Genomic DNA, 15,220 nt, shown 5'->3' on the forward strand with positions numbered 1-15,220 from the left:
ATAAGTATCTGGGCAGATTATGACAGAACCACGTTTTGTACACTTACGTGTTCACAGTGATTATTCAATGATTGATGGCTTGGCTAAGACCGGCTCACTGGTGAAAAAAGTCGCCAAATTGGGGATGCCAGCTTTTGCGATCACAGATTTTACCAACTTGTGTGGATTGGTGAAATTCTATGGCAGTGCCCATGGTGCTGGTATCAAGCCAATTATTGGTGCGGATTTTTATGTGGAAAGTGATTTGTTGGGGGATGAATATGCCCATCTGACGATCCTTGCCCGTAATAATGAAGGCTATCAAAACCTGACCTTACTGATCTCTGAGGCTTACCAAAAAGGTTATGGCGCGATTGGCCCGACTATCCAGCGGGAATGGCTGGTGAAATACAAAACAGGGTTAATCCTGCTGTCGGGCGGGCGCATGGGGGATGTGGGTAAATTCCTGCTGCGTGGCAATCGTGCGATGGTGGATCAATGCCTCGATTTTTATCAGGAATATTTCCCTGACAGCTATTACCTTGAGTTGATCCGTACCGGACGTCAGGATGAAGAAAACTATCTTCATGCGGCTGTGGTGCTGGCGTCAGAAAAAAATCTTCCCGTCGTGGCAACCAATGACGTTTGTTTTCTTGAAAGCGAGGACTTCGAAGCTCACGAGATTCGGGTTTCTATCCACGATGGTTATACACTGTCTGATCCGAAACGCCCTAAAAATTACAGCCCTCAGCAATATCTACGCAGTGAACAGGAAATGTGCGAGCTTTTCTCAGACATTCCTGAAGCGCTACAAAATAGCGTCGAAATTGCTAAACGCTGTAATGTCACAATCCGCCTTGGTGAGTATTTCCTGCCGCAGTTTCCAACGGGCGAAATGAGCACTGAAGATTTTCTCGTTGAAAAATCCAAGCAAGGATTGGAAGAACGTCTGGAGTTTCTTTATCCCGATCCGGAAGTCAGGGCGCAAAAACGTCCAGAATATGATGAGCGTCTTGATATTGAGCTGAACGTTATCAACCAGATGGGATTTCCTGGCTACTTCCTGATCGTAATGGAATTTATCCAGTGGTCGAAAGACAATGGTGTTCCCGTTGGCCCTGGACGAGGCTCTGGTGCCGGCTCCCTTGTGGCTTATGCGTTAAAAATTACTGACCTCGATCCACTGGAATTCGATCTGCTGTTTGAACGTTTCCTTAACCCTGAACGTATTTCCATGCCAGATTTTGACATCGATTTCTGTATGGAAAAACGTGATCAGGTTATCGATCACGTTGCAGATATGTACGGACGAAATGCGGTATCGCAGATCATCACGTTTGGTACGATGGCGGCGAAAGCGGTTATCCGCGATGTTGGGCGTGTACTTGGGCATCCCTATGGATTTGTAGATCGAATATCGAAACTGGTGCCTTCTGATCCGGGTATGACACTGGAAAAAGCGTTTGTCGCCGAGCCACAGCTACCTGAAATTTACGAAGCGGATGAAGAGGTTAAAGCGCTGATAGACATGGCGCGCAAACTGGAAGGTGTCACTCGTAACGCAGGTAAACATGCCGGTGGTGTTGTTATTGCACCAACCAAAATTACTGATTTTGCACCGATTTACTGTGATCCAGAAGGGCAAAACCCGGTTACCCAGTTTGACAAAAACGATGTGGAATACGCAGGCCTGGTTAAGTTTGACTTCCTTGGTCTGAGAACCCTGACCATCATCAACTGGGCACTTGAGATGGTGAATGCACGTCGTGCCAAGAAAGGGTTGGAACTGATTGATATCGCAGCTATTCCTCTGGATGATCAGAAAAGTTTCGATATGCTGCAACGTTCTGAAACCACGGCCGTGTTCCAGCTTGAATCGCGCGGAATGAAGGATTTAATCAAACGCCTGCGCCCTGACTGTTTTGAAGACATGATCGCATTGGTGGCACTGTTCCGTCCTGGGCCATTGCAATCAGGCATGGTAGATAACTTTATCGACCGTAAACATGGACGGGAAGAACTTTCCTATCCTGATGTTGAATGGCAGCATGAATCCTTAAAACCCGTATTGGAGCCAACTTACGGTATCATCCTGTATCAGGAACAGGTGATGCAGATTGCGCAGGTTTTAGCCGGTTATACCCTTGGCGGGGCAGATATGTTGCGCCGTGCAATGGGTAAGAAAAAACCAGAGGAGATGGCTAAACAACGATCAGTATTTGAAGAGGGAGCGGTAAAACAGGGCGTTGATGGTACGCTCGCCATGAAAATCTTCGATTTAGTGGAGAAATTCGCGGGTTATGGCTTTAACAAATCTCACTCCGCAGCTTATGCGCTGGTTTCTTACCAAACATTATGGCTGAAAGCCCACTATCCGGCAGAATTTATGGCTGCCGTGATGACAGCAGATATGGATAACACCGAAAAAGTTGTTGGGTTGGTGGATGAGTGTTGGCGCATGGGGCTGAAAGTTCTTCCTCCTGATATCAATAGCGGCTTGTACCATTTCCATGTCAATGATGATGGAGAAATTGTTTACGGCATTGGTGCGATTAAAGGTGTGGGTGAAGGCCCGATTGAAGCGATTATTGAAGCCCGGCAGAAAGGGGGGCATTTCAAAGAGCTATTCGACCTGTGTGCACGTGTTGATATCAAAAAAATAAACCGGCGGGTGATGGAAAAACTGATCATGTCCGGTGCTTTTGATCGACTGGGGCCACATCGTGCGGCACTGATGTCGTCCCTGGAAGGGGCACTGAAAGCAGCGGATCAACATGCCAAAGCAGAAGCCACGGGTCAAACCGATATGTTTGGTGTATTGGCTGAAGAACCAGAACAAGTTGAGCGTTCGTATGCCAGCACTCCCAAATGGCCAGATCAGGTGGTATTGGATGGTGAGCGGGAAACGCTGGGTTTGTACTTAACTGGACACCCAATCACAGGTTATTTGAAAGAGATTGAACGATATACCAATGGATTACGTCTAAAAGATGTGAACCCAACACCTCGTGGTCAGGTAACAACTGTGGTAGGTTTGGTATTAGCTTCCAAAATAGTGACGACCAAACGGGGCAATCGGATTGGTATCAGTACATTAGATGATCGTTCAGGACGTCTAGAGATTATGCTGTTTTCTGATGCGTTGGAAAGGTATCAGCATTTATTGGAACAGGACAAAATTTTGATTGCTACCGGACAAGTCAGCTTTGATGACTTCAGCGGTGGACTTAAAATGACAGTTCGTGAATTAATGGATATCAGTGAGGCACGTGAAAAATTTGCACGTGGGCTTGCTATCTCATTATCAGACAGGCAAATTGATGAACAATTATTGAGCCGTCTTCGTGGTGCATTGGAGCCACACCGCTCAGGTACAATACCGGTTCATCTTTATTACCAGCGGGTAGATGCCCGCGCCCGCTTACGATTCGGGGCGACATGGCGGGTAACGCCAACAGACACCCTTTTGACAGATCTGCGAACTCTGCTGGGTAATGAGCAGGTAGAATTAGAATTTGACTAGAATAGGAACATTATGAGTCTGAATTTTCTGGATTTTGAACAGCCGATTGCCGAGCTGGAAGCGAAAATTGATTCGCTTACCGCAGTTAGCCGTCAAGATGAAAAGCTAGATATCAATCTGGATGAAGAAGTCCAGCGTTTGCGGGAAAAAAGCCTGGAGCTGACTCGCAAAATTTTCGCTGATTTAGGGGCATGGCAAATTTCCCAGCTATCACGTCATCCATTGCGCCCTTATACATTGGATTATATTCAGCGCATATTTACTGACTTTGAAGAGTTAGCGGGTGATCGGGCCTATGCTGATGACAAGGCCATTGTGGGTGGGTTAGCACGTATTGATGGTCGTCCTGTCATGGTGATAGGCCACCAGAAGGGGCGTGAAACCAAAGAAAAAATCCGCCGCAATTTTGGTATGCCATCACCGGAAGGTTATCGTAAGGCGTTGAGATTGATGGAAACAGCCGAACGTTTCAAATTGCCAATCATTACTTTCATTGATACTCCTGGTGCATATCCTGGGGTAGGCGCAGAAGAGCGTGGCCAGTCAGAAGCTATTGCACGTAACTTGCGTGAAATGTCTCATCTTTCTGTACCTATCATCTGTACAGTGATTGGCGAAGGGGGTTCTGGTGGAGCGTTGGCGCTTAGTGTTGGTGATAAAGTCAACATGTTGCAATACAGTACCTTCTCTACTATCTCTCCTGAAGGTTGTGCTTCCATTTTGTGGAAAAGCGCTGAAAAAGCACCATTGGCAGCTGAAGCAATGGGGAATACCGCCCCACGTCTGAAAGAATTGAATCTGATTGATACTGTTATTCCTGAGCCATTGGGTGGTGCGCACCGTCACTATGAAGAAATCGCTGAAACATTGAAAACTCAATTGTTGGCTGATCTTTCTGAATTGAGTGAACTGGACAGTGAAGAATTAGTTAACCGTCGTTATGAGCGTTTAATGCAGTACGGTTACTGCTAAGATCTGAAAGTTTTTAATCGCTAATCGCGGGTGGAAAGTATTTCAGGTGGAAATACTGAGGAGTGATAACTTCCTGGTATTTCCACCTGTTTTGCTGTTTATAAGGGCGAAATCATCATGGCATATATAATCTAATATTATCATGCCTGATGATGTTGGGATGGAGTGGGTGCCTTGTAGGCTGGGCTTTAAAATAATAAATTGAGTTTTTCTATGGCCAAATATAAATATATTATTTATGCGTTTTCTTGCGTGTTTATCTGGAGCTTTATTCCTTCTATATCGCGTTTTGGTCAGAAAGAGATGGATCACTTCCAATATTTATTCTGGTCAAATATTTTGTCTGTTTTAGCGGTATTTGTCGTTGCCCTCATGATGGGGAAAAGTTGGAAGGGCATTTTATTTATTCCTTTGCCCGTTATGCTTAAGGTTTTGATCTTAGGTGCTTTGGATTGTTTCTTCTATTTGCTGCTTTACTATGGTTATGCCATTGAAAATGGTGTTGCTGTTTTGGTAATCCAATATAGCTGGCCGTTAATGATTATTGGATTGTCATTTTTCCTGTTTAAAGAGAAATTAACGATCAGGCAAATGATTGGCATTGCAATGGGTTTTATAGCTGTTGTGATCACTTTCACGAAAGGAAATATTACCGAGATTGCAGTGGAACATCCGCAGGCATTGTTGCTGGTATTTAGCGGATCATTTTGTTTTGCATTAATGTCAGTATTATCGAGACAGTTTGCTATTGATCCCTATATTAGTACATTTTGGGTATTCCTCTGTTCCACCTTAGTCTCCGCGGTATTTATGTTTGCTTTCAGCAGCATTAAATTACCTGCCGGTGATTCACTGATGCCAACATTACTTAACGGCATCATACTGAATGGGATCTCTTATATTATTTGGTTTAAGGCCATGAATGGCCCTGATTCCCATAAGGTTGCCTCAATCTTATTTTTATCACCCGTCTTGTCGATGATGTGGATTATCCTGTTTTTTGGTGATGCGTTTGTCCCTGCCTATGTGATTGGGTTAGTGTTGGTTATTGTTTCTGGATTACTCTGTATCAGTGCTAAAAGAAAGACTTCCGAACAAAATGAATTGATGGATGATCTGATTGAGGATTGATCAGGCAAAATGAAGAAAGGTTTGGCTCCATAATGGTAAATATTCATGATCTTTTGCTTATGACATTGGCAGAACAGATTGGCCAGCATAAAAAAATTTTGGTCGGATTTAGCGGTGGATTAGATTCCTCCGTATTGCTGCATTTACTTGTTCGTTTGCGAACCCAATCTCATCAATTGAATAGTGAACGAATGGCGCTAAGGGCAATCCATATTCACCATGGCTTAAACCCAAAGGCGGATTTATGGGTCGAACATTGTCGTCAGATTTGTGCTGACTGGCAGGTAGATTTCCGAACCGAAAAAGTCCAGCTTAATACTCGCCAGAATGGGATTGAAGCTGCGGCTAGACATGCGCGTTATCACGCATTCCAACGTGAGCTACAGCAGGATGAAATTTTAATCACGGCACAGCATCTTGATGACCAGGCAGAAACGTTTTTACTAGCATTGAAACGGGGCAGCGGTCCGGCGGGATTATCTTCCATGCCTGCCAGAATGCCATTTGCGGGAACAACATTGATTCGTCCATTGCTAAATGTAAGTCGTGCAGAATTGGAAGAGTATGCACAGATACAAAAATTACAGTGGGTAGAGGATGACAGTAATCAAGATGATCGTTATGACCGCAATTTCCTGCGTCTAAATATCATGCCGTTACTCAATCAGCGTTGGCCTCATTTCTCACAAGCGGTTTCCCGCAGTGCCAGCTTGTGTGGAGAGCAAGAACAATTGCTGGATGAATTACTGAAAGAATCTTTGGATTTATTGATTACAGCGGAAGGTTCGATCTCTATTCCTCCTTTGGAAAACAGTTCTGAAGCAAAACGAAATGCGTTGTTGCGGCGGTGGCTCCATCAGTGTGGGGTAAAAATGCCGGCACGTGAGCAACTTCAACGAATTTGGTCAGAAGTAGCACTTGCCAGACAAGATGCGGAGCCGCGTTTTAGGTTAGGGCAATATGATATTCGTCGTTATCGGCAGCAACTTTGGCTACTTCCCCAATACCAGAATCTGGCGGGAACTATTCTTGAATGGGATTTACAGCAGGAATTGATGTTACCAGATGGATTGGGAACGCTGTTTTGTTCTAAAGAAAACGGTATTACAGTGAGAAAGCCAAACAGTAATGAGCAAGTGACAATTCGTTTTGGTTTTCAGGGTAATAGTGTCCAGGGCAATATTAGCATTGTGGGACGGCAACATTCCCGCCACAGTAAAAAACTGTGGCAAGAATTTGGGGTTGCACCTTGGCTCAGGGAGAGAACGCCTTTGCTCTATTACAACGAAAAACTGATAGCTGCGCTGGGAGTTTTCATCACTAAAGAAGGGCAGAATTTGCCTGATGGCGAAGGAATTTCAGTTCAGTGGAAGAAAATCACACATCATATTTAATAGCATGGTTAGTCACGTAGTGATAAACGTAGAGTTGACTATAACGACTTATTGATTGGTCTATGAAGATTTCTTTTTACATAAAAAGTCCTTATCTTATATAAGGACTTTGGGGAGAAGGTTCTCATCGTTATTAGCGATCAGATTTAAGAATGCTCGATAACAATCGTTCCAATTTCTGGATTGCTGAAACTGATAATGTAATCTAACCTTAATTCACGGGTTCCTTCATTTGAATCGATGAGAAGATATTCAATTTTTTTTCTTAAAATCAGTTTATTAGCTTTTCCTTCAAATGTGTCACCACCTCGCAATTGGAGGTGTAAATGTAGCTGGCGTTGGCATGCTAGCTCAAGGTTATCGTAATCATCACAGTTAATTGGTTGATATTCTTCGTTATCTATAGACATATTTGCTCACCACTATGTTAGTGGCGGTTATCGTGCCGCCCGTGATTGACCAAAATCAAATGCAAAATGCTACTTACGACTATAGCACAGTAAGCTTTCCGTGATTACTGAATAAGTCGGTGAGAATTTCGTTAAAACAGGAAGCGGATTGAACCTGTATCTTACCATTACACAATAAAATAAAGTCATACTATTTGATTGCTCTTTCCGTGCATTTTGGAACCCAGTAGAGTAATGTCAATTTTGTTATGTAAAGTTTATGCTTTGCGTGAAAGTCAATGATTATCTTTTTGAATTTATTGGATCAAATGATGAATAAAAAAATATTGCTTGCATTGTTGGTTGCTGGTGTATTCACCGCTGCGGGATGTCAGAATACTTCCGTAACCCAGGATAGCCCTGTATCTCAGGAAAAGTCTCAGTCAACCGAAAACGTGTTTAGTGGTGTTGTACCTTGTGCGGATTGTGCAGGTATTGAGACCACCTTACAACTTGCTAAAGATGGGACATATATATTGGGGCAAACCTATTTGGAAGCCAAAGATGAGAAAAATACGTTCTTTGAAACAGGTCATTGGGTGATAAACGGTAAAAAGGTTGTGTTAAGTCAGCAAGACGGCCAAAAATCTTATTATCAGATGAAAGGCGAAAATTTGGTTATGCTGGATATCGATGGCGAGCCAATTGAATCAAGCTTCAATTATGAATTAGATAAAGTCAAACCGAAAAAGCTGGCAGGAGAATACAGCTATTTTGCTGATTCTGCTCTCTTTACGGAATGTGGTACTGGAAGGCGTTATGATGCTGCGGAAAATATCGATTTAGAACGTGGCTATAGCGCCATGGGAGTAGAAGGTGGAACCCCTGTTTATGTGGAAATAGAGGGCTATTATACGGTTCGTCCTTCAATGGAAGATGGCTTGTTTGATAATGCAGTGGTCCAAACAGGTAAAATTCGTTTTGACAAAGCTGCTTCCTGTCATACTAAGAAATAACACATAACAGCGACGTATAATCTATTGAAAAACCTGCGTAATGAATACACAGGTTTTCTTAAAAGCTGACAAACGAAATTAAGCTTGTTGAATATGGCTTTTCAGGTAATCAACAATATTTTCCAGTTTCAGAATCTGCTTATCACCAGTGCGGCGGTGTTTATATTCGATCTCACCGTTATCTAAGTTACGATCACCGATAACCAGAGTATGTGGTACACCGATCAGTTCCATATCAGCAAACATAACACCAGGGCGTTCTTTACGATCATCGATAATGACATCAATGCCGCTGGCACGTAAGTCTGCATATAATTTTTCGGCGACTTCTTTAACACGGTAAGATTTATGCATGTTCATTGGCAGAATAGCTACTTGGAATGGGGCTATGGCATCTGGCCAGATAATGCCACGATCATCGTGGTTCTGTTCAATGGCTGCTGCAACGATACGGGTGATACCAATCCCATAGCACCCCATAGTGATAACTTGATTGTGCCCATCTTCGTTTTGCACCGTTGCTTTCAAAGCATCAGAGTACTTGGTGCCTAATTGGAAGATATGACCCACTTCAATACCACGCTTGATTAACAGCGTTCCTTTACCATCTGGGCTAGCGTCACCTTCAACGACGTTACGGATATCAGCCACTTCTGGTAATGGTAAATCACGCTCCCAGTTAATGCCGAAATAGTGTTTGTCATCAATATTGGCGCCTGCACCAAAATCACTCATGACAGATACGCTGCGGTCAATAATGACAGGTATCGGCAGGTTGACCGGACCTAAAGAGCCTGGGCCTGCTTTCACGATGGTACGGATTTCTTCTTCGGTAGCGAAAGTGAGCGGGCTGGCGACTAAAAGCAATTTTTCTGCCTTGATCTCATTCAGTTCATGATCACCGCGTACCAGCAAGGCAACTAGTTTATGTCCGCTTTCTTCTGCGGCGTGAACGATCAGAGTCTTAACGGTTTTTTCAATTGGCAGATTGAATTGTTCGACCAGCTCAGCAATCGTTTTGGCGTTTGGTGTATCGACCAGGCGCATCTCTTCAGATGGAGCTGTACGCTCTTGAGATGGCATAACTGCTTCCGCTAATTCAATATTAGCTGCATAGTTAGACTCGGTAGAGAAAACGATATCATCTTCACCACTGTCTGCCAGGACTTGGAATTCATGGGAAGCACTGCCACCGATTGAACCCGTATCAGCCAGAACTGCGCGGAAATCTAAGCCGATGCGGGTAAAGATCTTACTGTAGGCATCGTACATCTTATCGTAAATTTCTTGCAGGGACTCCTGGCTGGTGTGGAAAGAGTATGCATCTTTCATGATAAATTCACGTGAACGCATGACACCAAAACGTGGGCGAACTTCATCACGGAATTTGGTCTGGATCTGGAACAGGTTCAGTGGAAGCTGCTTATAGGAAGTGACCTCGTTACGAACCAGATCAGTGATAACTTCTTCATGGGTTGGTCCCAAAACGAAAGGGCGTTCACCGCGATCAACAAAACGCAGTAATTCTGGGCCATATTGTTCCCAACGGCCACTTTCCTGCCACAAATCTGCTGGCTGAACTACTGGCATGGAAACCTCAACCGCTCCCGCATTATTCATCTCTTCACGAACAATGTTTTCAACTTTTCTCAACGCGCGGACACCTGTCGGCATCCAGTTGTACAGACCTGAAGCGAGTTTACGGATCATTCCAGCACGAAGCATCAGTTTATGACTGACGACTTCTGCATCAGCAGGCGTCTCTTTTAAAGTAGAGAGCAGATATTGGCTAGTACGCATAGTAAGTTTCCATTGGATAGCGAAAAATAAAGACAAATCGCTAGTCTACCAGCGAGCTTGCGATGTCAAAAGGAGTTTTAGCGGTGTTCGATAGAAACCACTTCTGTTGTGGTATTAAAAACTCGCCAGCGGACGTTAAAATCCAAGATATGAGCGGCATATAGGCGGTTTTCCTGCGCTTTTTTACGGTAGGCAGGACGAGGATCTTGAGCTAATACTTGGCTAATAAAGCGCCTCAAATGAGGATAATGGGTTTTGTGGGATAAAAGTTGGTATTCCGCTTCTGGTGAGAAATTCACTGCCATATCTGCCTCTGGTGCGGCTTGGGCAAAACCAGCCTTGGCTTCTGGTCGTGATTCGGCGAAAGGCAGGTAAGGTTTGATGTCGATAACTGGTGTACCATCCACCAAATCCAAACTACCAAGTTCCAGAATAACGCGGTTGTTCTCGCATTGAATATCTCTCAATTCCACCAGTGACATGCCAATTGGATTGGGGCGAAAGGTTGAACGGGTGGCAAAAACGCCCATTTTGGCATTTCCTCCTAAACGGGGTGGGCGCACTAATGGATTCCAGCCACCCTCCATGGTTTGATGGAAGACAAAAATAATCCATAAATGACTGAACTGCTCCAGCCCGCGTACTGCATCAACCTGGTTGTAAGGCGCAAGTAACTCTAGCTGCCCTGTACCATCTTCGACCAAACCCGGTTGACGGGGAATAGCAAATTTCTCTTTGTAAGGAGAATGAATGGTCCCTATTTGCGTAAAATGAAAATCTGCCATAAGCGCTTTTTATTAATAATAATTATTTATTGGTTGTCAGTAATGCAGTGCCTTCACAGATGGCAATTTGGTAACAACCCTGACCCGGTAAAATTGCACATTGATGAAGTAAAACTGCGTTTGCGTTTAGATAAGATGCTTTCGTCAGCATATTTTGTCGTGCGGTTGCAATACTGGCGGGAGAGTCTTGCAGCGTATTACGGCAGGATTCTCCGGCTACAATACCTAACTCTTTAAATGGCAAACCTAAAAGCTCATCCGGCTTGGTATAGAGGCGGACATAAGAGGGCATCTTACTTTTCTTGACTGACTGATGTTTCAACTTCGGATCTGATATACCAGATTTATTGGACTGGGTTGGTGATGAAGTACAACCGGCTATAAAGAGCGCTATGAAACAGATAGGTAACACACGCATCGAGTTGAATCCTCATATTTTATTTAATAAAAATGGGTGGATATAAAAATACCCACCCAATGATTTTAATCTTGATTGTCTGAATAGGAAAGATTACCAGCCTTTTATTGCTCCACCCTTGAAGACTTCATTGGCTTCTTTTTCTACTTCTGGAGACTGGTATGCTTTCACGAATTTTTGCACATTTTCTGCATCTTTATTGTCTTCACGGCTGACAATAATATTTACGTAAGGTGAATCTTTATCTTCAACAAAAATCCCATCTTGCTCTGGTGTTAAACCAATTTGCCCCGCATAGGTATTATTGATAATAGCGAAAGCAATCTTTTGGTCGTCCAGTGAACGTGGTAGTTGTGGTGCTTCCAACTGTACGATATCTAGGTGCTTAGGATTGCTGGTAATGTCCAAAATAGTTGGCAGCAGACCAACACCCTCTTTCAGAGTGATAAGACCTTGTTTTTGTAATAACAGCAGAGAGCGGCCTTGGTTAGTCGGATCGTTGGGGATGGCAATTTGAGAACCATCTTGCAATTCATCCAGTGACTTAATTTTTTTAGAGTATGCTGCCATTGGGAAAATGAAAGAGTTACCAACAATTGCCAATTTGTAGTTACGTTCTTTCACTTGCTGATCTAAAAAAGGCTTATGTTGGAAGACATTCACATCAATATCCCCCTTACTCAATGACTCATTTGGCAGAACGTAATCATTGAATGTAGTCAGCTCAACATCAAGGCCATATTTATCCTTAGCCACTTGTTTAGCAACTTCAGCAACTTTAAGTTCAGGTCCTGCAATAACGCCAACCTTGATATGGTTTGGATCACGTTGTTCTTGTCCGCAACCAGCAAGAATTAATGTACCTAACAATGCACTGATTGTAGCAATGGATTTCAATTTTACTGACATATTTTCACCCCTATTGAATACTGATTTATAACCTGTCTTATCAAGTTACTGCGTACTACTATAATGAGGCTCTTATTCCCTTCATCTTTCAAATTGCAGCCAATAAAGCAGCAACTTGAAATTTGTCGGGTATAGGTATAAGCCTTGCCATTTTGTTGAAAATAATTTATTTGCGATTAACGGCTTTCACTAAATGATCACCGCCGACCTGAATTAAGAACACTAAAACAACTAATAATGCTAATACGGTATTCATCACTGTCGCATCGTAGCCGATATAGCCATATTGATAGCCAATCTGGCCCAGGCCACCGGCACCAACAGCGCCACCCATTGCGGAATAACCAACTAATGTAATTAAAGTGATGGTGGCGGCATTAATCAAACTTGGTAATGCTTCCGGCAATAAGATCTTTTTGACGATCTGAAATGGGGTTGCTCCCATTGCACGCGCTGCTTCAATTAAGCCAGTCGGGATTTCCAACAATGCATTTTCCACCATGCGAGCAATAAACGGCGCCGCACCCACAGTCAGCGGAACAATGGCTGCCTGCAAGCCGATAGATGTTCCTACAATCAGACGGGTAAATGGGATCATCCATACCAATAGAATAATAAAAGGTATTGAACGCGTAATATTTACCAATGCAGAAAGTATGCGATAAAGCGTGCCATTTTCAATTATCTGCCCAGGGCGAGTAACATATAGAAGCACACCCGCCGGCAATCCAATAACAAAGCCAAAGAAACCAGAGACGAAAGTCATAACGAGGGTTTCCCAGACTCCTTTAGCCATTAATAAAATCATTCCTTCAGACATAACCGAGAACCTCTACTTTCACATGATGCTCTTCTAAAAATGCAATTGTTGATTTGATACTATCGTTTTCCCCATCTAATTCAGCCAGCATAACCCCAAATTTCACACCGCCAGCGTAGTCAATTTGAGAACTTAATATGCTGATGTCGATATTAAAGCGGCGAACGGCTATAGAGATTACAGGTGCATCAACTGATTTACCTGTGAACTCCAGCTTCAATAATGGACTGCGATCAGGCGCGGATTCCGGTTGTAACTTCTGTAAATAATCTTCAGGAATATCCAAGTGCAACGTAGATTTGATAAATTCCTGAGCAACCGGTGTCTTGGGATGCGAAAATATCTCGCTCACAACATCTTGTTCGATCAATTGACCACCACTGATGACGGCAACTTGATCACAGATACGTTTAACAACATCCATTTCATGGGTAATGAGAAGAATGGTCAAACCCAGTCGACGGTTAATGTCTTTTAATAATTCCAGAATAGAGCGCGTTGTTGCTGGATCCAGAGCGCTGGTGGCTTCGTCACACAAAAGCACTTTGGGAGAATTTGCCAAAGCCCGCGCAATAGCAACACGCTGCTTTTGACCACCCGATAAATTGGCAGGATAAGCATCATGTTTTTCAGTAAGTCCAACTAACTCTAGTAATTCGTTAACCCTAGCCTTTATTTCGGCTTTTGGCGTGTTATTAAGCTCCAAAGGTAACGCGACGTTGTCAAACACGGTTCTGGATGACAATAAATTAAAGTGCTGGAAAATCATGCCAATATGACGACGTGCATGCGTTAACTCACGTTCTGAAAGAGAAGTGAGATCCTGCCCTGCCACTAATACCTGACCAGAAGTCGGCCGTTCAAGCATATTCACACAGCGAATTAAGGTGCTTTTGCCTGCACCGGAAGAACCAATAACACCATATATTTGTCCCTGCGGGACATGTAGGTTGATATCTGAAAGCGCTTTTATCGTGCGCGTTCCTTGTTGAAATATCTTATTTATCTGAGTCAGTCTTATCATTTTTTTCTTATTAGATGTAAAGATGAATGACTTGAGAACATTTCAACAAGTCATGAATTAAAGTGGATGTTAAGGCGTCTAGACGTCTAAGTCAACTAGGAATAAATTAAATGCTGCATTCTCAATCAGTAATGAATCATGCGATACTGTCCACTTGGTACATTCTTGGAGTAATCAGGTGACTCAAGGTATTCCCGCCGTATTTTTAGATCGTGACGGCACGATTAACATCGATCATGGTTATGTACATGAAATAGATAATTTTCAATTTATTGATGGTGCTATTGAAGCCATGCTTGAATTGAAAAAAATGGGCTACGCTCTGATTTTGGTTACCAATCAATCAGGTATTGCACGTAAGATTTTTACTGAAGATCAATTTATGCAATTAACAGAATGGATGGATTGGTCATTGGCAGATAGGGGGGTTGATCTTGATGGCATCTATTATTGTCCACATCATCCAGAAGCAGAGGATGAAGAATATAAGAAGAGCTGTGACTGTCGTAAACCACAACCAGGTATGTTGTTAGATGCACAGAAAGCATTACATATCGATATGTCCTCTTCTTATATGGTAGGAGATAAAATAGAAGATATGTTGGCAGCCAAGGCTGCGAAAGTTGGTACCAAGGTTCTTGTTCGTACAGGAAAACCAATAATAGAAGAAGCAGAACAGGTTGCGGATTTGGTCGTTAATAGCTTGTCAGACTTGCCAAATGTAATAAAAAATAGGCAAAAATAACCTTTTGGGTTAAATTGTGAGCGTTTAAATAAAAAATCACAAAAAAGACTTGCCTAAATTAGAAAGCTCCCTATAATGCGCTTCCGTTGTCACGACAAACACACAAACCTGTCGGGATGACAACGTGAAAAGCCCTGAATAATAAGGCTTGACACGATAAGAGGAAAGCGTAAGATACGCAGCCTCGCAACCCGGAAGGCACTTCCGGTTGCCAATGCTCTTTAACAAATTAATCAGACAATCTGTGTGGGCACTCGCAAGACACTATCGATATGCCGAAAGGCAAAAAAGATTAAAGTCTTAAAGAGTGACCTG

General features: G+C 43.1%; 13 protein-coding genes. 6 read left to right on the plus strand and 7 right to left on the minus strand.

Features of this window, described 5'->3' with window-relative positions:
* Positions 1-19 precede the first annotated feature (19 nt).
* The 4 genes from dnaE (at position 20) to tilS (ending at position 6,999) form a co-directional block, all read left to right on the plus strand.
* Positions 20-3,502 (plus strand): DNA polymerase III subunit alpha, encoded by a 3,483-nt coding sequence (dnaE, locus tag Xets_RS04150; protein ID WP_187651195.1) that lies wholly within the window; start codon positions 20-22, stop codon positions 3,500-3,502.
* 12 nt (positions 3,503-3,514) lie between these two features.
* Entirely contained in the window at positions 3,515-4,474 is a 960-nt protein-coding gene (gene accA / locus Xets_RS04155) for an acetyl-CoA carboxylase carboxyl transferase subunit alpha (protein WP_099116998.1), read from the plus strand.
* A gap of 213 nt (positions 4,475-4,687) precedes the next feature.
* A complete protein-coding gene (locus Xets_RS04160; protein WP_099133510.1) occupies positions 4,688-5,605 on the plus strand; it encodes a DMT family transporter in 918 nt (305 codons plus the stop codon).
* Between the two features lie 32 nt (positions 5,606-5,637).
* Positions 5,638-6,999 (plus strand): tRNA lysidine(34) synthetase TilS, encoded by a 1,362-nt coding sequence (gene tilS / locus Xets_RS04165; RefSeq protein ID WP_099133512.1) that lies wholly within the window; start codon positions 5,638-5,640, stop codon positions 6,997-6,999.
* Between the two features lie 146 nt (positions 7,000-7,145).
* Here tilS and rof read toward each other — a convergent pair whose 3' ends face one another.
* A complete protein-coding gene (rof, locus tag Xets_RS04170; protein WP_099133514.1) occupies positions 7,146-7,409 on the minus strand; it encodes a Rho-binding antiterminator in 264 nt (87 codons plus the stop codon).
* Between the two features lie 311 nt (positions 7,410-7,720).
* Between rof and nlpE the strand changes: the two genes are divergently transcribed.
* The gene (nlpE, locus tag Xets_RS04175; RefSeq protein ID WP_187651205.1) at positions 7,721-8,404 is read left to right on the plus strand and encodes an envelope stress response activation lipoprotein NlpE; all 684 of its coding nucleotides are present in this window, start codon (positions 7,721-7,723) and stop codon (positions 8,402-8,404) included.
* Between the two features lie 78 nt (positions 8,405-8,482).
* Here the strand turns inward: nlpE and proS are convergent, their stop codons facing one another.
* From proS to metN, 6 genes are all read right to left on the minus strand, one after another.
* A complete protein-coding gene (gene proS, locus Xets_RS04180) occupies positions 8,483-10,204 on the minus strand; it encodes a proline--tRNA ligase (protein ID WP_187651196.1) in 1,722 nt (573 codons plus the stop codon).
* Positions 10,205-10,281: 77 nt separating this feature from the next.
* Entirely contained in the window at positions 10,282-10,989 is a 708-nt protein-coding gene (tsaA, locus tag Xets_RS04185) for a tRNA (N6-threonylcarbamoyladenosine(37)-N6)-methyltransferase TrmO (protein ID WP_099133518.1), read from the minus strand.
* A gap of 22 nt (positions 10,990-11,011) precedes the next feature.
* The gene (gene rcsF / locus Xets_RS04190) at positions 11,012-11,407 is read right to left on the minus strand and encodes an Rcs stress response system protein RcsF (RefSeq protein WP_187651197.1); all 396 of its coding nucleotides are present in this window, start codon (positions 11,405-11,407) and stop codon (positions 11,012-11,014) included.
* A gap of 93 nt (positions 11,408-11,500) precedes the next feature.
* Positions 11,501-12,316: a MetQ/NlpA family lipoprotein gene (locus Xets_RS04195; RefSeq protein ID WP_099133522.1), complete on the minus strand. Its 816-nt coding sequence runs from the start codon at positions 12,314-12,316 to the stop codon at positions 11,501-11,503.
* Between the two features lie 166 nt (positions 12,317-12,482).
* Positions 12,483-13,136, minus strand: a complete 654-nt coding sequence (locus Xets_RS04200) for a methionine ABC transporter permease MetI (protein ID WP_099133524.1) — start codon at positions 13,134-13,136, stop codon at positions 12,483-12,485.
* Positions 13,129-14,160 carry a methionine ABC transporter ATP-binding protein MetN gene (gene metN, locus Xets_RS04205; RefSeq protein WP_099133526.1) on the minus strand — a complete coding sequence of 344 codons (1,032 nt, stop codon included), beginning with the start codon at positions 14,158-14,160 and terminating at the stop codon, positions 13,129-13,131. The genes Xets_RS04200 and metN overlap by 8 nt, the downstream gene beginning before the upstream one ends.
* 178 nt (positions 14,161-14,338) lie before the next feature.
* On the opposite strand from metN, the gene gmhB reads away from it, so the two are divergent.
* Positions 14,339-14,905, plus strand: a complete 567-nt coding sequence (gmhB, locus tag Xets_RS04210) for a D-glycero-beta-D-manno-heptose 1,7-bisphosphate 7-phosphatase (RefSeq protein ID WP_099133528.1) — start codon at positions 14,339-14,341, stop codon at positions 14,903-14,905.
* Positions 14,906-15,220 lie beyond the last annotated feature (315 nt).

The organism is Xenorhabdus sp. TS4 (genome assembly GCF_014467265.1).
Taxonomy (GTDB): Bacteria; Pseudomonadota; Gammaproteobacteria; order Enterobacterales; family Enterobacteriaceae; genus Xenorhabdus; species Xenorhabdus ehlersii.

Bases quoted from the DNA above. Each gene is read 5' to 3' on its own strand.
- rcsF (WP_187651197.1), bottom strand. From the start codon at position 11,407: ATGCGTGTGTTACCTATCTGTTTCATAGCGCTCTTTATAGCCGGTTGT.
- tsaA (WP_099133518.1), bottom strand. From the start codon at position 10,989: ATGGCAGATTTTCATTTTACGCAAATAGGGACCATTCATTCTCCTTAC.
- rof (WP_099133514.1), bottom strand. From the start codon at position 7,409: ATGTCTATAGATAACGAAGAATATCAACCAATTAACTGTGATGATTAC.
- Xets_RS04195 (WP_099133522.1), bottom strand. From the start codon at position 12,316: ATGTCAGTAAAATTGAAATCCATTGCTACAATCAGTGCATTGTTAGGT.
- metN (WP_099133526.1), bottom strand. From the start codon at position 14,160: ATGATAAGACTGACTCAGATAAATAAGATATTTCAACAAGGAACGCGC.
- proS (WP_187651196.1), bottom strand. From the start codon at position 10,204: ATGCGTACTAGCCAATATCTGCTCTCTACTTTAAAAGAGACGCCTGCT.
- Xets_RS04200 (WP_099133524.1), bottom strand. From the start codon at position 13,136: ATGTCTGAAGGAATGATTTTATTAATGGCTAAAGGAGTCTGGGAAACC.
- nlpE (WP_187651205.1), top strand. From the start codon at position 7,721: ATGAATAAAAAAATATTGCTTGCATTGTTGGTTGCTGGTGTATTCACC.
- Xets_RS04160 (WP_099133510.1), top strand. From the start codon at position 4,688: ATGGCCAAATATAAATATATTATTTATGCGTTTTCTTGCGTGTTTATC.
- tilS (WP_099133512.1), top strand. From the start codon at position 5,638: ATGGTAAATATTCATGATCTTTTGCTTATGACATTGGCAGAACAGATT.
- dnaE (WP_187651195.1), top strand. From the start codon at position 20: ATGACAGAACCACGTTTTGTACACTTACGTGTTCACAGTGATTATTCA.
- accA (WP_099116998.1), top strand. From the start codon at position 3,515: ATGAGTCTGAATTTTCTGGATTTTGAACAGCCGATTGCCGAGCTGGAA.